The organism is Kluyvera cryocrescens NBRC 102467, assembly GCF_001571285.1.
Taxonomy (GTDB): domain Bacteria; phylum Pseudomonadota; class Gammaproteobacteria; order Enterobacterales; family Enterobacteriaceae; genus Kluyvera; species Kluyvera cryocrescens.
The window spans coordinates 197,822-222,519 of record NZ_BCTM01000001.1; the positions used below are offsets into that span (position 1 = coordinate 197,822).

The window sequence follows — 24,698 nt, forward strand, 5'->3', positions numbered from 1 at the left end:
AGCGATAATCGCATCAGAATTGGGTTTGAGGAATGCTATGAAATATTTGGTCACCGGCGCCGCGGGCTTTATTGGTTTTCACGTCAGCCAGCGCCTGCTCGCTGCCGGGCATCAGGTTGTCGGGATTGACAACCTGAATGATTACTATGACATCAGCCTGAAACAGGCGCGCCTCGACCAGCTGTCATCAGCGGATTTCCATTTTGTGAAAATGGATTTGGCGGACACGTCGGCCATGGCGGCTTTATTTGCTGAGCACAAGTTTGATCGCGTCATCCACCTCGCCGCTCAGGCCGGTGTGCGCTATTCACTGGAAAACCCTCACGCTTACGCCCAGGCCAACCTCGTCGGTCATCTCAACGTACTGGAAGGCTGCCGCCATAATAAAGTCCAACACCTGCTGTACGCATCCTCCAGCTCGGTCTACGGCCTAAACCGTAAAATGCCGTTCTCCACCGACGACAGCGTGGATCATCCGGTTTCACTGTACGCGGCCACCAAGAAAGCCAATGAGCTGATGTCGCATACCTACTCGCATCTGTATGGCCTGCCGACCACCGGCCTGCGTTTCTTCACCGTGTATGGCCCTTGGGGCCGCCCGGATATGGCACTGTTCAAATTTACCAAGGCGATACTCGACGGCAAAAGCATCGACGTCTACAACTACGGCAAGATGAAGCGCGACTTCACCTACATTGATGATATCGTCGAAGCCATTATCCGCCTGCAGGATGTTATCCCTGATCCAAACAGCGACTGGACGGTTGAAACCGGCTCTCCGGCAACCAGCTCCGCCCCGTATCGCGTTTACAACATTGGCAACAGTTCTCCGGTTGAGCTGATGGACTACATTACCGCGCTGGAAGAAGCGATTGGCGTGAAAGCTGAGAAAAACATGATGCCAATGCAGCCAGGCGACGTACTGGAAACCAGCGCTGAAACCCAGCCACTGTATGACTTAGTTGGTTTCAGACCGCAAACCTCGGTGAAGGATGGTGTGAAAAACTTCGTCGACTGGTATCGGGCGTTTTATACTAAATGACGTCACAAATCTAAATCCGACCAGTTAGCAACTGGTCGGCATTTTTCAATATTGATCTTTATGAAACATAAAAATCAGATTTTACGAACCAGACGTGAATTTAGTAAAAGTAAATCGAACAAATACAATTGCAGCACCCAGGATCCCGCCAAGGAGCACGGCAAACATAATAAATAAAATGCGCCCCTGGGCATCTCGTTGTGAAGGAAGAGTAGGTTTTAGCACATAACGGAAAGTCTGAAATTTAGCATTACCAGTCTCTAATCCAGTAACAGTAATCAGTTTTTGTAGCGTTTGATAGTACCCATCTGATAGCACTATGGGGCGTGTTGCTTCGTTTTTGACCATTGCTGACAGCGCATCGCTGCCGAGCAAAAACATTGTATCCTGTGAAACAGTACCGGTCAGGATATGCTCAGGTCGTTTTATATCTGACTCTATAGCAATAGTTAGCGCTTGCTTGATTTGGGCAATATGTTGAGTTTTCTGCTTAGCTCAATCAGCTCCTGCGAAGCAAGTATATGCTGTAATTCAGTTTTCTTCGCCACAATACTTTTATGCAAGTCAATAATCAAACCTTGAGAAATTTCCCCATCAATTTGATCTATGTAATTTGTTAATTTTTTTTGGGCCTGGTACGCAGTTTCAGCCGTATAGGTTAATTTTAACGGTAGTGCCATCCTAGCTAATTCAGCCGTCTGTGCGGTATAAGCAACTTTTAAAGGCATTGTTTTACCTTTGACAAAGCTATCAATCGTCATATTCTCAGGAGTAGTTTGACCGCTCCTCCCATCCGATAGTGCAGCAAATGACGAATTAAAACGCTCTATCAACGACTGCTGAATATCTGAAATATCAGGTACATTATTATTTAAATTTTCACTGACAGTAATAGGCTCATTCGGTATACCCTTGCCGTAAAGGGCTTTAAGGACACCATAGTATGGTGCAATTTGTCCAGCTTCGGGTTGAGTAACAATGGCTATTGAGGTCCATTTTGGTTTTTCAAAGAAAACATGAACTAATGCCAGAACAAGAGTAATAAAAATACACAAAGCGATAGTTATTTTTCCGCGCCACAATTGCAACATCAATTCAATAAGATCAATCTGATCCAAAGCCTTACGGCGATGAGAACAAATATTATTTTTTTCTTGTGTCATACAAACCTTAACAATCTATAAAAACAAATTATAAAGTACATGTAGTTTACCTATAAAAATAGAAAATCCCATAAGGTACACGAGAAATTGTAGGCAACACATCAGAGAGGTTAACGTGCAAGTGTCCCTTGCCACACACCATGCCCCAACATCACAGCAACAAAAAATCAACATCGTGTGCGCTGTGTATCAAACAACAAATCCAAGTTTTAGTTAAGTTCTCTATGGCGATTAAATATTCTCATTCAGCAACTAATCCAGATGGCCCTAATGATCAGGCCATCATATTTAATCATTACCAAACAGATCGCGGGTATAGACCTTGTCTTCAACATCCGCCAGCTCTTCGGCCATACGGTTGGAGATAATCACGTCCGCTTCCTGTTTAAAGACATCGAGATCGCGCACCACGCGTGAATTGAAGAATTCATCTTCCTTCATCACAGGTTCATAGATGATCACCGGAATACCTTTGGCCTTAATGCGCTTCATAATCCCCTGAATGGAGGAGGCGCGGAAGTTATCGGAGCCGGACTTCATGATCAGCCGGTAAACGCCCACCACCTTCGGCTTGCGCGCGAGGATAGAGTCAGCGATAAAATCTTTACGCGTACGGTTGGCATCAACGATAGCACCAATGATGTTGTTCGGGACCGACTCATAGTTCGCCAGTAACTGCTTGGTGTCTTTCGGCAGGCAGTAGCCGCCATAGCCAAACGATGGGTTGTTATAGTGATTGCCGATGCGCGGATCCAGACATACACCCTCGATAATCTGACGCGAGTTCAGCCCCAGGCTTTCCGCATAGCTGTCCAGCTCGTTAAAGTAGGCCACACGCAGCGCCAGATAGGTGTTAGCAAACAGCTTGATCGCTTCCGCTTCTGTCGAATCAGTAAACAGCGTCGGAATGTCTTGTTTGACCGCCCCTTCCTGCAGCAGTGCGGCAAAACGTTCGGCACGCTCTGAACGTTCGCCAATCACAATGCGCGACGGATGCAGGTTGTCGTAAAGTGCGCGACCTTCACGCAGGAACTCCGGTGAGAAGAAGATATTGTCGATGCCCAGTTCTTCTTTAATCGATTTGGTAAAACCTACCGGAATGGTGGATTTGATAATCATCACCGCCTGCGGGTTGATTTCAATGACGTCACGGATCACCGACTCAACGCTTGAGGTGTTGAAATAGTTGGTTTTCGGATCGTAGTCCGTTGGCGTAGCGATGATGACGTAGTCTGCATCGCGGTAAGCGTCATGCTTATCGGTCGTCGCCCGGAAATTCAGCGGTTTGGTCGCCAGATACTCTTCGATCTCTTTATCAACGATCGGCGATTTTTTCTGATTCAGCATGTCGACTTTGGACTGAATGATATCCAGCGCAACGACTTCGTGATGCTGGGCTATCAAAATGCCGTTCGACAGGCCAACGTAACCTGTTCCTGAAATAGTTATCTTCATCGGTTATGTAACTTCTTCCGGTTAAACATTTGAAGGTGAACACGTCACCACCGTGGAACCCAACGTTGTGCTATCGGGTAAGCGTGGGGTCAGTATATCGCGATTTACTGCAACGGCGGCTATCAGACCTGACTGAATGCGGTTTTCTGGACATAAAAAAGCCCGGAGGAGCGCTCCGGGCCTGCATTTACGGTTGGCTTAAATCAGATTAATCCAGCCATTCGGTGTGGAACACACCTTCTTTATCAGTGCGTTTATAGGTATGCGCACCGAAGTAGTCACGCTGAGCCTGAATCAGGTTAGCTGGCAGTACCGCTGCGCGGTAGCTGTCGTAGTAAGCGACTGCTGCAGAGAAGGTTGGTACCGGGATACCGTTCTGTACCGCGTAAGCAACAACGTCACGCAGCGCCTGCTGGTAGTCGTCAGCGATGTTTTTGAAGTACGGTGCCAGCAGCAGGTTCGCGATACCCGCATTTTCAGCGTAGGCGTCGGTGATTTTCTGCAGGAACTGCGCACGAATGATGCAGCCCGCGCGGAAGATCTTCGCGATTTCGCCGTAGTTCAGATCCCAGTTGTATTCGTCAGAAGCGGCACGCAGCTGAGAGAAGCCCTGTGCGTAGGAGACGATTTTGCCCAGGTACAGTGCACGACGGACTTTCTCGATAAACTCAGCTTTATCACCAGCCAGTTTAGCCTGCGGGCCAGTCAGCACTTTAGATGCTGCAACACGCTGCTCTTTCAGGGAGGAGATGTAACGAGCGAATACGGATTCGGTGATCAGAGACAGCGGCTCGCCCAGATCCAGAGAGCTCTGGCTGGTCCATTTACCGGTGCCTTTGTTGGCCGCTTCATCCAGGATCACATCAACCAGGTATTTACCTTCTTCGTCTTTCTTAGTGAAGATATCTTTGGTGATGTCGATCAGGTAGCTGCTCAGCTCGCCTTCGTTCCATTCGGTGAAGGTGGTGGCCAGCTCGTCGTTAGACAGGTTCAGACCGCCTTTCAGCAGAGAATAAGCTTCAGCAATCAGCTGCATGTCGCCGTATTCAATACCGTTGTGAACCATTTTCACGTAGTGGCCTGCACCATCAGCACCGATATAAGTCACACACGGTTCGCCGTCTTCGGCAACCGCAGCAATCTTAGTCAGGATCGGAGCAACCAGCTCGTACGCTTCTTTCTGACCGCCAGGCATGATGGATGGGCCTTTCAGAGCACCCTCTTCACCGCCGGAAACGCCGGTACCGATGAAGTTGAAGCCTTCCGCAGACAGTTCACGGTTACGACGAATAGTATCCTGGAAGAAGGTATTACCACCATCAATGATGATGTCGCCTTTATCGAGGTACGGCTTCAGGGAATCGATGGCAGCATCGGTGCCTGCGCCCGCTTTCACCATTAACAGGATACGACGTGGGGTTTCAAGAGACTCGACGAACTCCTTCACCGTATAGTGCGGAACCAGTTTCTTACCCGGGTTCTCGGCAACGACTTCTTCGGTTTTTTCACGGGAGCGGTTGAAGATGGAGACGGTATAACCACGGCTTTCGATGTTGAGCGCCAGGTTGCGCCCCATCACTGCCATACCGACAACGCCGATCTGTTGCTTGGACATTACATACTCCTGTCAGGGGATGGTCACCGCGCGAGTGGTGCACGGTTTTAAATGTGCGATAGATGTTAGCTCAGGAAGCATTAAAATGAATAGCTTTTGTTGAGATAAGTCACACGTATTGAATAAACTTGCGAAAGCCAGATCCGTTTCTGGTCATTCTCCCAGCAGCTGAAGGATCTCTGACGTCTTTTCTTTCATCAAAGAGATATTTGCGCGAGATTCCACATTCAGGCGCACCACCGGTTCGGTATTTGAGGAACGCAGGTTGAAACGCCAATCGGCAAACGCCAGGCTGATGCCGTCGGTGCGGTCGATCTCAAGCGCGCTACCAGCAAAATGTGTCTCCACGCGAGCAATCGCCTCGGCAGGTTTCAGCAGCTTACGGTTAATTTCCCCGCTTGCCGGGAAGGCCGCCATTCGGTCGCGCACCAGTTCGCCCAGCGTTTTGCCCTTCAGGCTCAACAGTTCGCTGACCAACAACCACGGGATCATGCCGCTGTCACAGTAGGCAAAGTCGCGGAAGTAGTGGTGGGCACTCATCTCACCGCCGTACACCGCATCGTCCTGGCGCATCCGTTCCTTAATAAAGGCATGGCCGGTTTTTGACATCACCGGCGTGCCGCCCGCTGCCGTCACCACATCGACGGTGTTCCAGGACAGGCGCGGGTCGTGAATGATGCGCGCGCCGGGGTTCTTCTCGAGGAAGGCTTCCGCCAGCAGGCCAACAATGTAGTAGCCCTCGATAAACAGCCCTTTCTCGTCGAACAGGAAGCAGCGGTCAAAATCACCGTCGAAGGCGATACCCATATCGGCGCCGTATTTGATCACCGCATCACGGGTGTCATCGCGACACTCCGGCAGCAGCGGGTTGGGAATACCGTGAGGGAAAGTACCGTCCGGGGTGTTATGGACTTTAATCAGATTGACCGGCACGTTCAGCGCCTTAAAGCGGGCTTCCAGCGCATCAATCACCGGACCTGCCGCGCCGTTGCCGGAGTTCACCACCAGCTTCAGCGGCGTCAGGTTTTTGACGTCGATATAACCCAGCAGATGGTCGATGTAGGCATCCTGCAGGTTAATTTTCTGGTAGCTGCCGCGCTGGTTTTCATCCACCGGCGGGAAGTCATTGGCCTCGGCCAGACGCTGCACATCGCGCAGGCCGGTGTCGCCGCTGATCGGGCGCGCGCCTTCGCGCACCAGCTTCATGCCGTTGTAGTCCATCGGGTTATGGCTGGCGGTGACTTCAATGCCGCCGTCGACGCCGAGATGGAAAGTGGCAAAGTAAATTTCTTCGGTACCGGAAAGGCCGATGTCCAGCACATCTACGCCCGCATCGCGCAGGCCGCGTGCTAAGGCCATCTTCAGCGCTTCGCTGGTCAGACGCACATCGCCGCCCAGCACGATGGTTTTCGGCTTCAGGTATTCACCGTAGGCGCGGCCAATGCGCCAGGCGATATCTTCGTTGAGCTCTTCGCCCAGCTTGCCACGAATGTCGTAGGCTTTAAAACAGTTAAGCGTCTTCATGGGGACCTTAGATCAAGTTCTGCCATATCTATCAGAGAATCGAATGATATCATCCTCCCCTAGATAAGATCCCGAATGTATCTCAATGATTTCCAAAGGGATTTTACCTGGGTTTTCAAGGCAATGTTTAACACCAACAGGGATATACGCTGACTCATTTTCAGATAATAATTTTTCGCATCCATTTATCGTTACCAACGCAACCCCAGCAACAACAACCCAGTGTTCAGCACGATGATGATGCAACTGTAAGGATAAACCCTCACCTGGCTTTACTGTGATACGCTTGACTTGATAACGTACCCCCTCATCAATTGAATCGTATTTCCCCCATGGGCGGAAAAATTCCTGATGAACACGGTGTTCATGACGCCCTGAGTCTTTTATCTCAGTAACAATATCCTTTATTTCCTGAACTCTATTGCGATCAGCAACGAGTAACGCATCTTTGGTTTGAATTATGACTAAGTTGCTTACCCCTAGCGTCGTAACCAAAGATGACTCCGAATGAATATAACTATCATGAGTATCAACACTGACAACATCACCAACATTTACATTGCCTGATTCGTCTTTCAGCTTCAAATCCCAAAGAGAAGACCAAGATCCTATATCGCTCCAACCGATATCCATGGGGATAACAACTGCGTTATTAGTCTTTTCCATGATGGCATAATCGATCGATTCATCAGGACACTGAGAAAATTTTTCAGCATCAATGCGAATAAAATCCAAATCAATATTTTCCGACTGCACAGCCTCTTGACAAGAGGCTAAAATATCCGGGCGGTATTTTTTTAATTCTTCAATGTAACAACTTGCCTTCATCATAAATATTCCGCTATTCCAAGAGTACTCTCCTGACGAAAAATACTCTTCGGCCGTTATAATATCAGGCTTCTCAACAAAGGCTTGAACTGCATTAGCTGAAAATAAGGGGCTTGAATATACAACCCCACCACTGTGGATATAACCATACCCCGTTTCAGGATGTGTAGGCTTGATACCGTAAATAACTAGCTTCCCCTGTTCAGCAAGCACTACCGAACTAGCAATTACATCACAAAAGTTTTCTGTATCTTGTATTGCATGATCTGCTGCTAAAACAAGCAACAGAGGCTCAGCATCAGTATGCTTCATTAAAGAAATCAATGCTGCAAGACAAATGGCCGGTGCTGTATTCTTACCAACAGGCTCGAGGATAATATTGCTATCTAACTGCCCTATTTCCCTTAACTGTTCAGCAACAACAAATCTGTGTAATTCATTCGCAATAACGAGTGGCTTATGACAATTTAGAGCATTCAGCCTTAAAACTGTTTCCTGCAACAGACTCAATGAACCCATTAGTTTTAGAAACTGCTTAGGATATTCCTCTCGGGAGAGAGGCCATAACCTCGAACCATTACCTCCGCTTAGAATAACAGGAATCAATAAAGAACTCATAAAATCCCCCTAATTATCTTTTTATAAATAAAGCCGCGGATATTTGCAGGCAATATTCTAACCGTAGAGCGAAGAAAAACATTTCGTAGAAAGTCACAAAAGGTAATGTAATTATTATTATAAAAATGATACTGAGCCTTTATTTCAGATATTGCATATTTCCAACCACCACGTCTTTTTGTGGTTTCTATCGAGAAACGCATATCAACCAACACATCCTGAATGTTATCCCCAATATATCCTTTGGAAAGTAGTTTCAACCACAGGGCATAATCTTCATATAAATATTCATTGCCATAGCCACCGACATGATATATCTTCTCCTTACGAAAAGCTACTGCTGGATGATTGAATGGCGAACGTGTCCTTGAATATTTAATAATATCTGACTTGGAGGGAACCTTTTTTACCAAACCCGAGTCACCTGGAATATATTGAAATTCTTCAATCCATGAACTTACGATGTCAACGTCTGGATTTTTAGCCATAAAATCCATTATAACTGAAAATCGATTATATCTATTAACATCATCGGAATCCGCGCGAATAACAATATCATAATGACAAAAGGTCAACCCATAATTAAGCGCAACCCCAAGCCCCATATTTTCCTCAAGAGACACGTAAATAATTGGAAGAAGCGATTCCCACTTTTCAATTACCAGTCCTATTTCATTTGTTACAGGACCATCGCGAACAATAATAACCTCCGTTGGAGGAGTATCATTCTGATATATAGATAAGAGTGACTGTTCAAGAAAATCCGGTGAATCCCTGTAATACACTGCCATTAAGACAGAGAATTTTTCATTTATATATGACATATTAGAAACACCTTTCAAACAGCTCACTTAATACATGAACTTGTTTCGCCTTTGAAAACCGTTTTAATTCTTGTTCAAAAGCATCAAACTCAATTTTTGTTTTATTTGCTACAGACATTGCATGAGCAACTGATTCAGAGTCAGATTTCACAACAAATCCTACCTTACCCACAATTTCAGGTAGCGCACCGGTATTTGCAACAATAGAGGGTTTATATAAACTCATAGCTTCCAGCACTGGTATGCCAAATCCTTCATTTTTCCCCAGTAATATTAGTGCCGTACAGCCAGCATAATAGGACCATTTGTCGTCTTCTGATATATATCCCAGCAGGTGAACTCTTTCCGTCAGCCCTAATTTTTTAATAAGTTCTGACAACTCATCTTTTGCACCTTGATCACCCCCAGCTATAACTAAATGACATTCTGTTTGGTTATTACTAATATAATCATTGAAAGCGTTAATCATCAAGTCGAATTGCTTATCCTTTTGCAACGCACCAACACTGAAAAAATATTCATCAGCAATTTTATCATGTGTATTAATAATTTTCATTTTCTGCTGAGAAAGGACATTGTAAGTGACTTTTATTTTATCTTTATCCACATTTAAGGTTCTGGTGATGTCATCCTTTGAGTAATGTGAAACTGTGACAATTTTTTTAGCCGAGCGAGAGCATAAAGCTGTAAACAATCGCAGATAAATTCGCTGAATCAAACCAAAACGATTTTCTTTTTTAAAAGGGAGCAAGTCATGGATGGTAATAATTGAATTACACGCATGCGGAAGAAGGACTGGATTAATATTATTGGGGGAGTAAATAACATTAAAACCACGGAGCATGAATGGTAATTTCACCTGTTCAAATATAACCCGGCGAACTCGGCTATACAACCCACCAATGGGTAGGTATTTGATATTATCCCTTTCAGGAATTGGGAACATTTTTCCAATTGAAATATGTTCGAGATGAATTATGGTTATTTCACAATCATCACACATAAATATTTCATTCATATTACTAGCAATAACATCTCTAAAATAGACCCCAACTCCATAATATTTCTCTTCGGAGAATGAAAGTAAATTAATCATTATTTTTTTCATAAAATAAATCTCTTAAATTTTCCTATTGCAATATGTATTAAGATGTAAATGAATAGAGACAAAATAACCGAAGAAAATTGAAATATCCAACCAGGGAATAAAAAAACAAGCCAGAATAACCAACGCATGTTCTGCGTATATTCATCATTTGAAATTGCCTTCGATAGCATCGTAAACACCAAGCAAAGAAATATAACCCATAAGACTGGAAGTAAATAATAATCGTTTTGAATAATAATCCACCCTACTAAAGAAGGGTTGACATTCCACGAGGTATCATAATCAGTTGCTATGTATTTTGCCAAAAGGTCTGATGTATTCAACGCATCATTTTTTAGGTTTATTTTATTTAAAAAAACTGACGATATATTTTCCTGATAAAAATCAGTAGAGACCCTGCTATTTTTTAATTTTTGCAAATTAACTTCATTATCGAGAATGAAAGCAACATGAGAAACAGTCTGTACCCGGTCAATTACCTTTTTAAGTTGTTGACCAATGGATTCTGAGTATGACACCGGAAGTTCATTTCCGCCTGTATTTCTAATGTCGTTTTTCAAATTTTGAACATACGGCAAAATCAAAACAAATAACACGGTTACAATACCAATCTTCCAATTATTTTTATTTTTAACCCTACGCCCAACATAAGTTATTAATATCAAGAGAAATAAATATGAAATCCAGCCCCTCTGAATAAATGATAAAACCCAGAGGGCTGTAATCAAACCTTTATATTTAGAATCCTTACAATGAGTAATAAATATAAGTACAAGAACATCAATATTAATCAGAACAAAAAAAGCTGAAATAAGCGTCCCAGCCCTTGCATTATTTCCAGCAACAAAAAAACCAGTAAACTGAACATATATAATAAATGATAATTCCAATGTAATTAAAATCAATGGAAAAATATCACTATCCTTAATACTTAATAAGGGTTTTATTTTTTCAAGCATGTCAAATAGCAAAGCCATACCAATGAGACTTATTGCTATCAAAAATAAAGAATATATAACAGAATGTTGCGTTGTACTGATACCTACCAAATCACCAATAAGATTGTTTTGGTCTGAAAAGATAATGTAAGCAGCACATACATTTAATATTAAAATAAATGCTGTAATTGGCAGCGTATAATATTTATAAGTCATATCCGTGAAAAGACTCTTGCCATTTTAGCCCACTGTTCATTAAGAAAATGTAATAATCGCCCCTTCCAAGTTGGTATGATTGATAGCAATACACCACTGGCACCTACCTTACCGGAAATATAGTGCTCCATAAACACGCATTTAGCTTTAGTATCTAAGCGGAAATTATTATCTTTATACAATCTAGCCTGATACCAGACGGTGTCAGTTTCAGTATCAAGAAGATGGCTTCTAATAAATTCTTTTAACTTAGGTTCAATTCCGTTCCCCCAATCTTTATCCTTAATGTTAATAGTATTGTTATTAAAGTTGTCCGGAAGTTTAGAATAACAATCTAAAATTTTCATTCCAGCTTCTTGATTCACTAGCATACAGAATGAAGAAATATAACCTGGATAATTACTCCATGGACTAGAGAAACAAATATTATTATAAGGATCAAATCGACCAGCCATCGCACAAACTGAAATTCTGGATATAGCATTATAATAAGCTATGGTTTTTGTCAGAATAAATTTTGTATTATGCTTAGTAAATAACGTATCATTTATGATTAGTATAGGTGCTGATAACTCATTACGATGAATAGTTAATAAACTTTGAATACCTTGGTCATATGCAGAGAACTCAAAAAGACTATTATCCCCTCTTATTATCAGAAAGTCTTTATGTTCAAATTCAAATCCATGGCTATTGTTAATAACAATCACCCCCGAAAGCGAAAATTCACTTAGATATTTTTCCAACTGGTTAATGATTTTCTTGGGCGTTACTGAATACGAGCAAGCCACAACGAATAATTTATTCTTTTCCACTGATTACAGAACTCCAATCTATTGCGGGGGCCAATAAACTTGCCATACTATGCGTAGAAAGAGAAGGTATTGGGGAAATTAATTTTCTCCTCAATATTTTAGTTAATATGAAAAATAATTTATAATCATAAATACCCATGCTTAATATCGTCTTTAGTTTATCAAACATATCAGCTCTCATAATATACGTTGCGCAGGTGCTTGGAGCCAATTTCCAGTGATGTGTTCCCGTGAAGTATACACAAGATTTCGGATTTTTATTTTTTCCCGCATCGATATGCTCACAATATTCATGATATTTATCAGGATGGTCATATAGACTAATAACATCCCAATTAATCAGTGAATTATTTAAAGAATTCAATTCATCAAGCCAATTATGTAAATGCACATAGTCATTTTCTAACAAATAGATTAGATCCGAGCTTTCCATATTACGGATATCAGATGAAACTATGTCAATACAAGCACGCCATGCTTTTCTCTGATCTCCGCCGTTTATGACATGTATTTTTTTATTACACAATAATGAATTTTTAAATAGTTTATATAATGGTTCAGAATCCAAAATATCAGGGTTACCGTCAAAGATAAAATTAAAAATGACGTTACTATTGAACTTTGAACGCTCAATTGTGGATATTAAATTTCTGAAACAAGCTTCATGACTGAACCAATCAGGCCGTCCATTTATGGTTGCCCGGCTAATGTCAGTATGTCTGAAATAAATATTTACTTTCAACTATCACCCCTCAAATATTTCTGAATGAACTGCTCTTCAACTTTTAATAAATCACGGCTTCGTTCTTTTTTTGCCTTTGCCGGAACACCTGTATAAACCGTAAATTCCTTACACGTATCCTTAATTAAGGTAAGAGCACCAACAACAGCCCCTTCATTAATCACAACATTAGGAAGAACAACGCTCCCTGATCCTATTATCACATGCTTACCAATAAATACCGAACCACTGCTAACGTTTATAAACTCTATTGGCACAAGAGGATTTGTCATGTAGTGACCGGAATAATCATCATTACTTGAGTAAATTGACACCCGGGAGGATAGATTCGCATAATTAGAAATCGAAACTTTTCCCGCACCGATAATTGAACAGAAGACTGCAATGTGAATATAACTACCTATATAAACCCCACCCTCGCCAGCAGAAATAACGCAAAAGTCATCGATGCGTACATTATCACCAATCTCTATTTTTCCGCAGTTGTAAAAAGATGCTTTGTTAGAAATAAGCACATTACAACCGACTTTACCGAATCCTAAATCATGTATTTCATCTTGGCTCAAATATGCCATTGGCTTATTTACCTTTTGATGCAATTTATAATCTTAAATAAATCTTCAATCGTAAGATCTTTATAAATTGGCAAACATAATACTTTGCTTGAAACTGCGTTTGCAATCGGCAGCATAGATGCTTTTGATGACTCAATACCCCGATACATTGGCATATTACTAATAAGAGGGTAAAAATACTTCCGCGCAAGAATATTGTTTGCTTTTAAAAGATCATATAACTCATCACGACTTAATCTGAAACTAGACTCTACCAAAATAGGAAAATATGAATAATTATTATTTGCTAAATTATGCTCAGGATAGATAGTAATTCCATTCACTTGTGCTAATTCTTTTCGATAGATTTTATTTATCTGCTTACGTTTCTCAATAGCATTTTTAATATGCTTAAGTTGTACTAGTCCGAAAGCAGCATTAATCTCACTCATTTTCCCATTAATTCCGGGTGCAGTTACAGTCAATTCATCTGCGATACCGAAATTTTTCAAACGGTCAATTCTCAGTTTTGTTTTTGCATCTGGACTGATAATTGCACCACCTTCAAACGTATTGAACACCTTCGTAGCATGGAAACTGAGTATTGATAAATCTCCGTATTTCAGGATGCTTTGACCTTTATAATTAACTCCAAAGGCATGAGCAGCATCATAAATTACTTTTAAACCATAATTATCTGCAATTTTCTGAATCCCCTCAACATCACAAGGAGTTGAATAGCAATGAACTGGTAATATTGCAGATGTTTTAGGTGTAATTGCTTCCTCTATCTTTTTATAATCAATGTTGAAACCATCTTTCTCTATATCAACAAACACTGGTGTAAGACCATTCCATAAAATAGAATGTGATGTGGCGACAAATGAATATGGAGTGGTGATTACTTCACCAGTAATTCTTAGCGCCTGTAATGCAGTGATTAATGCAATTGTTGCATTATTAAATAGCGATATATGCTCGACACCAAGATGTTCACAAAGTTCAGCTTCTAACTGTTGATGGAATGGACCATTATTCGTAAGCCATTTATTTTCCCAAATTTGTTCAAGATAAGGAATAAACTCTGATAGTTCTGGTAATGAAGGTTGTGTCACTGGTATAAGATCATTATTCATTTTTTACTCGATCAATTAATCATTGATAGGATTTTGTTAAATAACTTTTTATCAATAAGTCTAATAATTAATATATATAGAATGATATTAATTATGATCATACATAAAACTTTATATATATTAGAAAATTGCATGAAATCACTAATTTCATATGCTATAAATGCACTTATCATGCAACCAATCCACGTTGACGTGAGTGATGAAATCTGCTTCCCTACAGTAATAGTAGTTACTTTTTGTGTGAAATATGCATTAAATATAAAACAAATATATGAGTGAATAATAAGACCAACTAGCATAGCCTGGATACTTATATTCATCGTGAACAATAGAATAAATGCCAATAGGCCTTTTTTAATGACTTCCAACTTCAATATAAGGTCACTTCTACCATTTACTTGCAGAATGTTGAGGTTAATTGCATGGACAGGATAAAGCATATAGCCGAAGCAGAGAAATAAGAGCATTTCTGATGCAGAACGCCATTCATCTCCGAGTAAAAATAACAAAAAAGGTTTAGCAATAATTCCTATTCCAACTAATATAGGAAAAACAACTGCACTGGAAATTTTTATCGTATCAATAAATGCTGCATCCACCGATTTTTTATCATGCATCATATTGCAAAATACAGGATAAGTTACTCGCTGAATAATATTTGTTAATGTCATTGCGGGTACACTAGATAGTTGATTTGCCTGTGTATATTGACCAACCAATTGTGGAGTAAAACTTTTACCTATCACCAATTGATAGATATTATTAGCAATTGAATCTAAAATTCCCGACACCAGCAATTTGCTACTAAATGAGAATAACGACCTGAAAGACATTATATTGAAACTGTACTTTGGATACCAAAACTTTGCATAATTGATTAAAATACAGTTTATAAGACTATATATTAATGTCTGTGTTATTAATGCCCAAACCCCAAACCCCATCCTGGCAACAATCACAGCTGAAGTACCACTTATAATTACAGATAATAAAGATACTTTTGCCTGTGTTTTAAAATCAACCTCAACTGTTAATAATACTCTAGGTATAATTGTCAATGCATTAATAATGATTGATATTGCAAGCACATCTAGCAAAGATTCTAGCTTTGGCAAACCATAAAATCCCGCAATATATTTAGATGTCAAAAAAAGGGTAAGGTACAAAACGACTGATAGTGTTATATTAAAAATGAAGACAGTAGAAAGATCTTTTTCCGTCCTATCATTTTTTCTTATAAGTGCAGCACTAAAGCCACTATCAATAAAAACTTGAGCTAGCGAAATAAAAAATGCCAGCATTCCAATGTATCCGAATGCCACTGGCCCGAGAATTCGCCCAAGATACAGCATTATAATAAGTTGAACTCCTTGAGTTCCAATTCTCTCGATTGCACTCCATATTAGACCATGTTTAGTCTTATTATTCTTCATCACTGTTATTCACAAATGAAAATGGCTAAATGAAGGTTGTTTATTATCTTTATCGGAGATAATTAGTTCCCCATTAACCTTCCAGTCTATATTTAGTAGTTTATCATTCCACTGTAAACCACGTTCAAACTCTGGGTAATAGTAATCTGTTGTTTTATATAAAAAATGAGCCTCATCGCTTACAACATAAAAACCGTGTGCGAAACCCTCAGGTATCCATAGTTGACGGTTATTTTTACCTGATAGGGATACACCAACCCACTGACCAAATGTTTCTGAATTCTTTCGGATATCAACTGCCACATCAAATACTTCGCCTGCGATACACCGAACTAATTTCCCTTGAGCATGAGGTGATAGTTGGTAGTGAAGCCCTCGTAACACACCCTTACAAGATTTTGAGTGATTATCCTGAACAAAATTTACAGGATGACCAACAATTTCACTGAATACGTGCTGATTAAAACTTTCATAGAAAAAGCCTCGTTCATCACCAAATACTTTAGGCTCAAGGATTAAAACGTCAGGAATGCTAGTATTAATTACCTTCATAACAATTAATCCTTAATCAGTCCTAAAAGATATTGGCCATAGTTATTTTTCTTTAGTGGCTCTGCTAGTTTCTTGATCTGTTCCGCATCAATAAATCCTTTACGGTACGCAATTTCTTCCGGACAGGACACCTTAAGCCCTTGGCGTTCTTCAATTGTTGAAATAAAGTTACTTGCTTCTATTAAACTCTGATGAGTCCCTGTATCTAACCATGCGTAACCGCGCCCCATCATTGCAACGGACAAGTGCCCCTGCTCTAGGTAAATACGATTTATATCAGTTATTTCTAACTCTCCACGTAATGATGGCTTAAGGCTTTTTGCTATCTCGATAACGCTATTATCATAAAAGTACAAGCCGGTTACCGCATAATTACTTTTAGGGTGCAGGGGTTTTTCCTCTAGACTGATCGCAATTCCCTGTTTATCAAATTCTACAACCCCGTAGCGTTCAGGATCGTTGACATGATAGGCAAAGACTGTTGCACCTCTTTCTTTGTTGACTGCTGTTGCCATCAAATTAGGCAGATCATGACCATAAAAAATATTGTCACCAAGAACCAATGCACAATCATCGCTTCCGATAAATTCTTCGCCAAGAATAAATGCCTGTGCTAAACCGTCTGGACTCGACTGTACTTTGTACTGCAAATTAAGTCCCCATTGACTACCATCACCTAGCAACTGCTCAAACCTGGGAGTATCTTGCTCTGTACTTATGATTAAAATATTTCTAATTCCAGCTAACATAAGCGTTGAAAGTGGATAGTAGATCATCGGTTTATCATATATTGGTAATAACTGTTTACTCACGGCCATTGTTACTGGATATAGCCGAGTTCCGGTACCACCGGCAAGAATGATGCCTTTGCGCTTACTCATTTCTTTTTCTCTTAACATACTAAATACCTGTTTCCAGCATTAAATTTATTTTTAAATGTATGTAGTTGCTCGTATTTCAGACAACATTCTCTTTACGCCGTAATCCCAGTGAGGTAGGACTAAATTAAAATCTCTCTGGAATTTACTCGCGTCCAAACGTGAGTTTCTTGGTCGACATGCAGGCGTGATATAAGAACTAGTAGGAATAGAATTTACTTTTTTTATCTTAAGCTCAATCCCTAATCGACGCGCCTCATCAAATATAAGATTTGCATAGTCGTACCATGTCGTTGTACCACTAGCAACCAAATGATAAAGCCCTGCAAGTGATGCCCTATTCTCTATTGTCCGAATAGCATGTGCTGTACAGTCGGCTAGCAACTCTGCACTGGTTGGTGCACCATACTGATCATTGATTACAGATAATTCTTCACGATTTTTAGCTAAACGCAACATGGTTTTGGCAAAATTATTTCCACGACTTGAATATACCCAGCTAGTACGGAATATCAAGTATTTAGAACAAGATCGTTGTAATAATTTTTCACCAGCCAATTTCGTTTCGCCATAAATATTCAATGGTTCCGGTCGGTCAGTTTCTTTCCATGGTAATTCTCCCGTTCCTGGAAAAACATAATCTGTCGAGTAGTGCACAACCCATGAACCTAACTCCTCAGCAACATTTGCAATAGCTTCTACACTATCCGCATTTATTAACTGAGCGTATTTTTTTTCTGTTTCTGCTTTATCAACAGCTGTATACGCCGCAGCATTTACAATAACGTCTGGTCGGAGGGTACGCACGGTTTCCGAAATACTATGTGGTTTATTGAAATCACCGCAATATTTTTTATCCTGAGCATCAAGCGCAATAACTTCACCTAATGGCATCAGTGCCCGTTGCAGCTCCCATCCTACCTGACCCGATTTACCAAACAGTAAGATCTTCACTATTGTCTCCATCCATAATTCTGATCAATCTAGGTTTTATACGTACCATTTTTGACGCCATCGACCCAGTAGGGGTTATTCAGATACCAAAGTACTATTTACTAACACCCCTCTTAAAGTTTTCCAGCGGTTACCAGTGAAGCTCATGACTAAATTTCGTGCATCAACCCCATAGCGTCGATCGTGGTCTAGTCGACCCGCATATGGATAGTTTGTTCTCGATATGAGGTATTTTGAGGTATAAATTTAGCCAGAAGATCACATATAGTACGTACAACTTCTATAGTTTCTTCTCATTGTGACCACCAATATTGTAACTCTCACTAGGTTCTGATTGCTTAGACACCAAGTATAATGCGCTGGCATGGTCGTCAACTATAGCCAATAACGTAGCTGCTCACCGTTACCATAGTTAGTAATGGCTTACCTTCCAATGCATTAGGAAAGACTGAAAGAATCCTTTTCCATGGAAGAAAAAAGACCATAGTTGTTTGAACAGTTAGTTACCTGAGTCGGTAAACCTTAAGTACGTTGCCATGTGCGAACTAGATGATCACTTGATGCTTATGACGCTGAATAGTGGCTACTTGAACTATATGCTGTTTCATCTGTAAAGAACGGCAGATACTTGTTCTTGACAACATCATCACAATGAAACGATCCCCCTTAGACCCAACAGTAGAAATATGATGAATACAGAAGGCCGTTTTTATTCTCTCAGCCCAGCATTTTCGAACCACCTTCTGCTGTGTATAATTTCCAACTATATTAGGCCAATAAACGTAGCAGGTCCAAAATAGAACGATCGACGTGGCTTTCAACCGTCAAATACATTACTGTGTCCAGTCGATGTTTAGAAAATATTTCTACCATCGCACATTACTATCACATATATCTGCATGTTCAAAATGACAGCATTTTCTATCATCAACTGTAGCCAATGATTCAATATTTCCTACATATGTTAGCTTAGCTACAATGATAGCAGAGCCTTGTGTAATTAATAATATAGAGAATTACAGCAGAACCAATACCCCTTGTTATAATAAAAATAGGCACGCTACCGCCCTTGGCTTAACAGCTACCAGCGTACTGCATGCAATCCACTATGTATAAAAATAATGCCTACAACCAACATTTAGGCCCAACATTTGAGTCTCAATAAGGTATCAGCATAAAAAACACCATCCAAAGCATGTTGAATCTACTTGCCTTTGCCTCTAACCAGCTGTTTTATTCAACAAAAAAACAGCTTCGACTATGTCCCTCACAATCAGAAGTCCATAATCTCCACTGTTTTATTCAGTGCTTTTATACTAGATTGAGAATCATCTTAAATACCCTACTCCGTCAGCAGTCTCTCAATCCCTTTCCTGAACTTCGCCCCTTCCTTCAGGTTGCGAAGCCCATACTGCACGAACGCCTGCATATAGCCCATCTTCTTACCGCAGTCGTAACTTTCGCCGGTCATTAGCATGGCATCAACTGATTGTTTTTTCGCCAGCTCTGCAATCGCATCAGTCAACTGAATACGTCCCCATGCGCCAGGCACGGTTTTCGCCAATTCCGGCCAGATATCTGCGGAAAGTACATAGCGACCAACGGCCATCAGATCTGAGTCTAGCTCCTGCGGCTGATCTGGTTTCTCGATAAAATCAACGATACGGCTCACTTTACCTTCGACATCCAGCGGATCTTTAGTCTTGATCACAGAATATTCTGAAAGGTCACCCGGCATACGTTTTGCCAGCACCTGGCTACGGCCCGTCTCATTGAAACGTGCAACCATCGCTGCCAGGTTATAGCGCAGCGGGTCGGCGCTGGCATTGTCCAGCACGATATCCGGCAGGACAACTACAAACGGGTTATCGCCGACAATCGGATGCGCGCAGAGAATGGAGTGACCCAAGCCTAGAGGCTGAGCCTGACGAACGTTCATGATTGTCACACCAGGAGGACAGATAGCCTGAACTTCTGCCAGCAGTTGGCGTTTTACGCGCAGCTCAAGCAGTGCTTCAAGTTCGTACGAGGTGTCGAAGTGGTTTTCCACCGAGTTTTTCGATGCGTGTGTGACCAGAACGATTTCTTTGATCCCTGCAGCAACGACTTCATCAATGATGTATTGAATCATTGGTTTGTCGACGATCGGCAGCATCTCTTTAGGAATTGCCTTCGTGGCGGGTAACATATTCATACCCAAGCCTGCTACCGGAATGACTGCTTTCAAATTAACCATTATCTTGTCCACCTATATTCGGTTGATGAATTATAGCGATTAAACATGTTTAATCCACTCTGTTTTGTCATAGTACTGATTCAAGTAGGTGAGATCCCTGAGTGTAGTCCTAGAATAGAGTGGTTTATCGCGCTCAGCGTCGCGGTAGCGTGAAATTCAACCTTTCAACATTCACCACCCGCTGATCGACATGGTCGATATCCACCGACGACTGCCCTTTCTCATTCACCGCTGTGACGTTTGCCATCGACAGCAGCGTGTCGTTACGCGCCATAAACTTGCCGCGCACGTCCTGGCGTAAATCGAAGTTGATCTGCAGCGCCGCGCCGCGCGTAGACTCCTGCATTACGTTGATATTTCTTAAGAAAAAATGTTGGGGTTTGTTATGGATTTCCAGCGACGCGCGCGTCATGGTGAGGTTGGTGATGGAAACAAATGAGGGATTATTGCCGGAGGAGATCTGGATGCCGCGGACGTTATAGGCCAGTTGGCTATTATCCAGCTGTATATTATTCAGGCGTAAATTTTGCGGGATAGACAGATAGTTACCTTTGATAACACCATAGCCAATTAGCATACCTGCGCTATTAACCATATCTACACCATCGATAACGAAATTATCACATCCATATATCGCTACCGTCGCGTTATCTATTCCCGCCTTTTTACTAAAATCCGGCGTGATATTGCTGGCTTTCACGTTACGAATAATAAAGTGTTTGCCATTTTCGACGTGTACCAGCTGTCGGCAGTTGCTGCCGGTGATGTTGGCGACGACGAAATTTTTGACCGCCTGCTCTTCCGGATAGCCATTATCGTAGGTGCTGCCCGCAAGACCAATGCCGATACCCCAGTTCACTTTACCGTTGGTGCAGTCGATATGGTCAATAACGTGGTCGGAGATGAGAATATTGCGATCGTTAATCGCCACGTTCCATTCAATGGCATCGCCCTGCAGATAGCTAAAGTGGCAATGAGTGATGTTGACGTCGATCCACTGGTTATGGAAGCCCTGTCGCAGAATGCCGTAGTTGGCTTTGGTGATAGTCAGGCGGGTAATGGTCAAATTGCGCATCTGATTTTTATCTTTGCCACCGATAAAGATCTGCGCCACCGGGCCATAGCCACTCATGGTCAGCCCGGCGATGGTGCAGTCGCCACCGCGCACATCCAGGGTGATGTTATACAGGCTCCCGCTACCGCTGCCGATGATCTGGCAGCCTTTTTGTAAGATAAACCGGCCGCGGCCGTTACCTTTCAGCCCCCCGGCGACATGCAGCGTTTTCCCCGGTGGGATGGTGATCGCCGCATTGATGTTATCGCAGGTTACCTCTGCCGGTACGATAATGCTGTCCGTTTGGCGAAAACCCTCATTGAACGCACGGATCCAGTCACCGTTTTGCAGGTATTCTCGAATATCTACGCTCGTGTTCTTCCCCGCCGCACGCGCCGCGGCGACCGGGAGAACGGGCAGAGCGGCGGCAAGCGTCGCCCCTGCGGTAAGAAAATAGCGTCGGGTTAAGGTATGCATTAAGCCTCCTTAGCAAAGCGTATGCAGCAGGCCAGCAAGCTGCCGGTTGATCAGCTGCTGATTAAAATCGGTTTCCACTTTCGCGCGCGCGCGCGCCAGTACCGGCTGCAGGCTCTGTTGATCCATATGGCCTAAGGCTCGCAGCTTGTCGGCCAGCGCCTTAGGATCGTTCTCGGCCACCAGCCAGCCGGAATGGCCGGAATCGATCAGTTCAGGGATGCCGCTGTGCACCGTCGACAGCACCGGGATCCCAACCGCCATTGCTTCCATCAGCGCAACAGGGATCCCTTCCATATCGCCATCTGCACCGGTGACCGATGGCAGCAGGAACACATCCGCATCATCCAGCATCGCCTTCACTTCATGGCTCGGCTTAAAGCCGGGCATCTCTACCCGATCTTCCAGTTGATACTGTTCAATTAACGTGCGCAGGCGCCGTTCCCACGGGCCAATTCCCAGAATGCGGTAGCGAAAGTTAACGCCCTGCTCCTTGAGCTGCCGACAGGCTTCGATCGCCACATGCAGCCCTTTCTTCTCGGTTAAACGCGCCACCGAGATAATCTGCAGACACGCGCCGGGGGCTTTTAAAGGGCGCTGTGCAAAGCGCTCCATGTTGACGCCCATCCGTGAGACGGTGATTTTATCCGTCGGGCAGCCCATCGCCTGCAGGCGGTCGGCCCACAGCTGGCTTATCGGCAGCATCATGTCGCCGCGGCGGAAAAGTTGCTGATACTCACCGGTGTAGTGATTGAGCACTTCACGACTGGAGATATCGATCCCGTGAAACACGGTGGCAATTTTGCCGCGAATCACTTCCAGCTCACGTAGCTTCGCCGCCGTGACGCCCGCAGGGCCAAAGTGTGCGATAAACACGTCAGCCTCAATGGGCGACGGTGTACGGCTGCATATAGATGAAAGAATGAGGTTACGCGCCTCCTGGCCGTAGCGCTTCATATTGAGCGCCCGCCACACGGCAGAACGATGCAGCCCGCACAGGGTGCTGAATCCGCGGTAGCGCAGCTTCGCCAGCGCCGTCGGCGGTTCATCCTGCAGCCAGCGCACCTTCTCCGCCAGCCGGTATTTGGTATAGGCCGCGTGGGTGTTGGTTAAATCGCCCTTTTGCAGGGCGATAATCTCCACGTCGTGTCCCATCTCAATAAACGCCACGATCTGGTTTAAGACAAACGTTTCGGACGCTAACGGGAATTTCAGCAAGAAGAAACTGACTTTCATCGGCCCTCCCGGATACGATTTAACACTGATTCAATCATGGTAAAGCCTTTCTGCCGCTCACCTTCTACCGCCACCGCCACGCGCTCACCAATCGCTGACAGTTGATTCAGCATGTCGGCCACCACGCCCTGCATGGAACCATCCAGCAGATGACGAATATCGATAGCCATCTCCGGCATCCCCAACTGCTGCATAATGCCGGCGGATTTGTGCTCATAGTTAATGGCGATAGCCGGCGTGCCGAAGTTCATCGAGATAATGGCGGAGTGCAGGCGAGTACCGATGGTCAGTGAACACGAGGCGAGAATTTTGCCGATCTCCACGTCATTTAGTTCATCCATCGCGATATGGAAGTGCTCGCGATTTTCGACATACTGCGACATACGCAGCGCCACCATGCGGTCATCACGGTTGTAGCGGTCGATGCTGGTACAGGTCGACAGCGCCAGCACCTGGTAGCCGTCGGCAATCATGCGGTTTACCACCTCGGCAAAGGCTTTCTCATAGGCCTGCTGGGTCGTGCCCAGGCGTTTATCAAACGGCTCCAGCTCGCGCAGCGTAATGGCGACGGTTTTACGCTGCGCCGTCAGGTTCAGCCAGTGCTGCACCGCGTAGCTCGGTTCAAAGCTGTCGTTGCGATGTTCCACCAGCCAGGCGGTATCAACACCCTGCTCCACTTTGCGGGTATCAATCTGCGCTTTCACCATCAGCTCGCGGCTGACGGTTTCACGCAAAATTAACGCATTCGTGCGGCCAAAGGCGTAGTTCGCCAGTTGGTTAAAGTCTGGGTTCTGGAACGGCCCCACGCTGTGGCCAATCATGTAAATAGGTTTATTGGCCATAAAGGCGCACAGCGGATACTCAAAGTGGGTTAAACCGTAAAGATCGACATAGTTAGACCCGCCAACCTGGATTATCGCGTCATAATTACCGAGGAAGCGCACAAACTCATGAAACTCTGGCGCAATCTCAAAATTGCGCAGCTTGCCTTCGCCGGTGACTTTGGCCAGCAAAATTTTGTGCTGGAAGCGACGGCGCAGCACTTTCTTCACGCGCCCGCTCATGCCGGGCGCCGCCTGCTGTTTCTGACTGAGCTGATACAGCGGATCGGCGATAATCTCACGCCCCTGCAACCAGGAGGAACTTGTCGGGAAACGACTCATCACATCCATCTCAACGTCTGGCTGCTGGCGGAGTATCGCATCGAGCAGACCACGCATAATGGCGCTATCGCCGCGGTTGCCGCAGGTGTGGTTTCCCAAAATTAATAATTTCATCATGGCCTCATCAAAGGGGTTTCAAG

Annotated in this window: 22 protein-coding genes and 1 pseudogene; 1 reads left to right on the forward strand and 22 read right to left on the reverse strand. The window is 43.4% G+C overall.

Annotated elements, in window-relative coordinates:
• Positions 1-37 precede the first annotated feature (37 nt).
• Positions 38-1,042 carry an NAD-dependent epimerase gene (locus KCR01S_RS01035; RefSeq protein ID WP_061279303.1) on the forward strand — a complete coding sequence of 335 codons (1,005 nt, stop codon included), beginning with the start codon at positions 38-40 and terminating at the stop codon, positions 1,040-1,042.
• Between the two features lie 81 nt (positions 1,043-1,123).
• Here the strand turns inward: KCR01S_RS01035 and KCR01S_RS24825 are convergent, their stop codons facing one another.
• From KCR01S_RS24825 to wcaK, 22 genes and pseudogenes are all read right to left on the reverse strand, one after another.
• Positions 1,124-1,423, reverse strand: coding sequence for a hypothetical protein (locus KCR01S_RS24825; RefSeq protein WP_061279304.1), 300 nt, complete (start codon positions 1,421-1,423; stop codon positions 1,124-1,126).
• Between the two features lie 68 nt (positions 1,424-1,491).
• Positions 1,492-2,205, reverse strand: a complete 714-nt coding sequence (locus KCR01S_RS01045; protein WP_061279305.1) for a Wzz/FepE/Etk N-terminal domain-containing protein — start codon at positions 2,203-2,205, stop codon at positions 1,492-1,494.
• 288 nt (positions 2,206-2,493) lie between these two features.
• Complete coding sequence (gene ugd / locus KCR01S_RS01050) at positions 2,494-3,660, reverse strand: UDP-glucose 6-dehydrogenase (RefSeq protein WP_061279306.1); 1,167 nt, start codon at positions 3,658-3,660, stop codon at positions 2,494-2,496.
• A 208-nt stretch (positions 3,661-3,868) separates the two neighbouring features.
• Complete coding sequence (gene gndA / locus KCR01S_RS01055; protein ID WP_052285265.1) at positions 3,869-5,275, reverse strand: NADP-dependent phosphogluconate dehydrogenase; 1,407 nt, start codon at positions 5,273-5,275, stop codon at positions 3,869-3,871.
• A gap of 153 nt (positions 5,276-5,428) precedes the next feature.
• Positions 5,429-6,799 carry a colanic acid biosynthesis phosphomannomutase CpsG gene (cpsG, locus tag KCR01S_RS01060; RefSeq protein WP_061279307.1) on the reverse strand — a complete coding sequence of 457 codons (1,371 nt, stop codon included), beginning with the start codon at positions 6,797-6,799 and terminating at the stop codon, positions 5,429-5,431.
• 12 nt (positions 6,800-6,811) lie between these two features.
• A complete protein-coding gene (locus tag KCR01S_RS01065; protein WP_061279308.1) occupies positions 6,812-8,245 on the reverse strand; it encodes a mannose-1-phosphate guanylyltransferase/mannose-6-phosphate isomerase in 1,434 nt (477 codons plus the stop codon).
• Positions 8,242-9,069 (reverse strand): glycosyltransferase, encoded by an 828-nt coding sequence (locus KCR01S_RS01070; RefSeq protein ID WP_061279309.1) that lies wholly within the window; start codon positions 9,067-9,069, stop codon positions 8,242-8,244. The genes KCR01S_RS01065 and KCR01S_RS01070 overlap by 4 nt, the downstream gene beginning before the upstream one ends.
• Position 9,070: 1 nt before the next feature.
• Positions 9,071-10,177 carry a glycosyltransferase family 4 protein gene (locus KCR01S_RS01075; protein WP_061279310.1) on the reverse strand — a complete coding sequence of 369 codons (1,107 nt, stop codon included), beginning with the start codon at positions 10,175-10,177 and terminating at the stop codon, positions 9,071-9,073.
• The gene (gene wzy / locus KCR01S_RS01080) at positions 10,174-11,331 is read right to left on the reverse strand and encodes an oligosaccharide repeat unit polymerase (RefSeq protein WP_061279311.1); all 1,158 of its coding nucleotides are present in this window, start codon (positions 11,329-11,331) and stop codon (positions 10,174-10,176) included. Before wzy ends, KCR01S_RS01075 begins: the two co-directional genes overlap by 4 nt.
• Entirely contained in the window at positions 11,328-12,146 is an 819-nt protein-coding gene (locus KCR01S_RS01085; RefSeq protein WP_061279312.1) for a hypothetical protein, read from the reverse strand. Before KCR01S_RS01085 ends, wzy begins: the two co-directional genes overlap by 4 nt.
• Positions 12,133-12,888, reverse strand: a complete 756-nt coding sequence (locus KCR01S_RS23730) for a glycosyl transferase (RefSeq protein ID WP_072277052.1) — start codon at positions 12,886-12,888, stop codon at positions 12,133-12,135. Before KCR01S_RS23730 ends, KCR01S_RS01085 begins: the two co-directional genes overlap by 14 nt.
• The gene (locus KCR01S_RS01090; RefSeq protein WP_061279313.1) at positions 12,885-13,463 is read right to left on the reverse strand and encodes an acyltransferase; all 579 of its coding nucleotides are present in this window, start codon (positions 13,461-13,463) and stop codon (positions 12,885-12,887) included. The genes KCR01S_RS23730 and KCR01S_RS01090 overlap by 4 nt, the downstream gene beginning before the upstream one ends.
• Before the next feature lie 8 nt (positions 13,464-13,471).
• Positions 13,472-14,578 carry a dTDP-4-amino-4,6-dideoxy-D-glucose aminotransferase VioA gene (gene vioA / locus KCR01S_RS01095; RefSeq protein WP_061279314.1) on the reverse strand — a complete coding sequence of 369 codons (1,107 nt, stop codon included), beginning with the start codon at positions 14,576-14,578 and terminating at the stop codon, positions 13,472-13,474.
• 11 nt (positions 14,579-14,589) lie between these two features.
• Positions 14,590-16,011: a lipopolysaccharide biosynthesis protein gene (locus KCR01S_RS01100; protein WP_061279315.1), complete on the reverse strand. Its 1,422-nt coding sequence runs from the start codon at positions 16,009-16,011 to the stop codon at positions 14,590-14,592.
• 9 nt (positions 16,012-16,020) lie between these two features.
• Positions 16,021-16,563 carry a dTDP-4-dehydrorhamnose 3,5-epimerase gene (rfbC, locus tag KCR01S_RS01105; protein WP_061279316.1) on the reverse strand — a complete coding sequence of 181 codons (543 nt, stop codon included), beginning with the start codon at positions 16,561-16,563 and terminating at the stop codon, positions 16,021-16,023.
• A 5-nt stretch (positions 16,564-16,568) separates the two neighbouring features.
• Positions 16,569-17,444 carry a glucose-1-phosphate thymidylyltransferase RfbA gene (gene rfbA / locus KCR01S_RS01110; protein WP_061279461.1) on the reverse strand — a complete coding sequence of 292 codons (876 nt, stop codon included), beginning with the start codon at positions 17,442-17,444 and terminating at the stop codon, positions 16,569-16,571.
• A gap of 51 nt (positions 17,445-17,495) precedes the next feature.
• Positions 17,496-18,395, reverse strand: a complete 900-nt coding sequence (gene rfbD, locus KCR01S_RS01115) for a dTDP-4-dehydrorhamnose reductase (RefSeq protein WP_061279462.1) — start codon at positions 18,393-18,395, stop codon at positions 17,496-17,498.
• Positions 18,396-18,424: 29 nt separating this feature from the next.
• Positions 18,425-19,454: pseudogene (locus tag KCR01S_RS25555) on the reverse strand (GDP-mannose 4,6-dehydratase).
• A gap of 283 nt (positions 19,455-19,737) precedes the next feature.
• Entirely contained in the window at positions 19,738-20,631 is an 894-nt protein-coding gene (gene galF / locus KCR01S_RS01120; RefSeq protein ID WP_061279317.1) for a UTP--glucose-1-phosphate uridylyltransferase GalF, read from the reverse strand.
• A gap of 133 nt (positions 20,632-20,764) precedes the next feature.
• The gene (gene wcaM / locus KCR01S_RS01125) at positions 20,765-22,162 is read right to left on the reverse strand and encodes a colanic acid biosynthesis protein WcaM (RefSeq protein ID WP_061279318.1); all 1,398 of its coding nucleotides are present in this window, start codon (positions 22,160-22,162) and stop codon (positions 20,765-20,767) included.
• A gap of 9 nt (positions 22,163-22,171) precedes the next feature.
• Positions 22,172-23,395, reverse strand: a complete 1,224-nt coding sequence (gene wcaL / locus KCR01S_RS01130) for a colanic acid biosynthesis glycosyltransferase WcaL (RefSeq protein WP_061279319.1) — start codon at positions 23,393-23,395, stop codon at positions 22,172-22,174.
• Entirely contained in the window at positions 23,392-24,672 is a 1,281-nt protein-coding gene (wcaK, locus tag KCR01S_RS01135) for a colanic acid biosynthesis pyruvyl transferase WcaK (RefSeq protein WP_061279320.1), read from the reverse strand. The genes wcaL and wcaK overlap by 4 nt, the downstream gene beginning before the upstream one ends.
• Positions 24,673-24,698 lie beyond the last annotated feature (26 nt).

Bases quoted from the DNA above. Each gene is read 5' to 3' on its own strand.
- KCR01S_RS01035 (WP_061279303.1), top strand. From the start codon at position 38: ATGAAATATTTGGTCACCGGCGCCGCGGGCTTTATTGGTTTTCACGTC.
- KCR01S_RS24825 (WP_061279304.1), bottom strand. From the start codon at position 1,423: ATGTTTTTGCTCGGCAGCGATGCGCTGTCAGCAATGGTCAAAAACGAA.
- KCR01S_RS01045 (WP_061279305.1), bottom strand. From the start codon at position 2,205: ATGACACAAGAAAAAAATAATATTTGTTCTCATCGCCGTAAGGCTTTG.
- ugd (WP_061279306.1), bottom strand. From the start codon at position 3,660: ATGAAGATAACTATTTCAGGAACAGGTTACGTTGGCCTGTCGAACGGC.
- gndA (WP_052285265.1), bottom strand. From the start codon at position 5,275: ATGTCCAAGCAACAGATCGGCGTTGTCGGTATGGCAGTGATGGGGCGC.
- cpsG (WP_061279307.1), bottom strand. From the start codon at position 6,799: ATGAAGACGCTTAACTGTTTTAAAGCCTACGACATTCGTGGCAAGCTG.
- KCR01S_RS01065 (WP_061279308.1), bottom strand. From the start codon at position 8,245: ATGAGTTCTTTATTGATTCCTGTTATTCTAAGCGGAGGTAATGGTTCG.
- KCR01S_RS01070 (WP_061279309.1), bottom strand. From the start codon at position 9,069: ATGTCATATATAAATGAAAAATTCTCTGTCTTAATGGCAGTGTATTAC.
- KCR01S_RS01075 (WP_061279310.1), bottom strand. From the start codon at position 10,177: ATGAAAAAAATAATGATTAATTTACTTTCATTCTCCGAAGAGAAATAT.
- wzy (WP_061279311.1), bottom strand. From the start codon at position 11,331: ATGACTTATAAATATTATACGCTGCCAATTACAGCATTTATTTTAATA.
- KCR01S_RS01090 (WP_061279313.1), bottom strand. From the start codon at position 13,463: ATGGCATATTTGAGCCAAGATGAAATACATGATTTAGGATTCGGTAAA.
- vioA (WP_061279314.1), bottom strand. From the start codon at position 14,578: ATGAATAATGATCTTATACCAGTGACACAACCTTCATTACCAGAACTA.
- KCR01S_RS01100 (WP_061279315.1), bottom strand. From the start codon at position 16,011: ATGAAGAATAATAAGACTAAACATGGTCTAATATGGAGTGCAATCGAG.
- rfbC (WP_061279316.1), bottom strand. From the start codon at position 16,563: ATGAAGGTAATTAATACTAGCATTCCTGACGTTTTAATCCTTGAGCCT.
- rfbA (WP_061279461.1), bottom strand. From the start codon at position 17,444: ATGAGTAAGCGCAAAGGCATCATTCTTGCCGGTGGTACCGGAACTCGG.
- galF (WP_061279317.1), bottom strand. From the start codon at position 20,631: ATGGTTAATTTGAAAGCAGTCATTCCGGTAGCAGGCTTGGGTATGAAT.
- wcaM (WP_061279318.1), bottom strand. From the start codon at position 22,162: ATGCATACCTTAACCCGACGCTATTTTCTTACCGCAGGGGCGACGCTT.
- wcaL (WP_061279319.1), bottom strand. From the start codon at position 23,395: ATGAAAGTCAGTTTCTTCTTGCTGAAATTCCCGTTAGCGTCCGAAACG.
- wcaK (WP_061279320.1), bottom strand. From the start codon at position 24,672: ATGAAATTATTAATTTTGGGAAACCACACCTGCGGCAACCGCGGCGAT.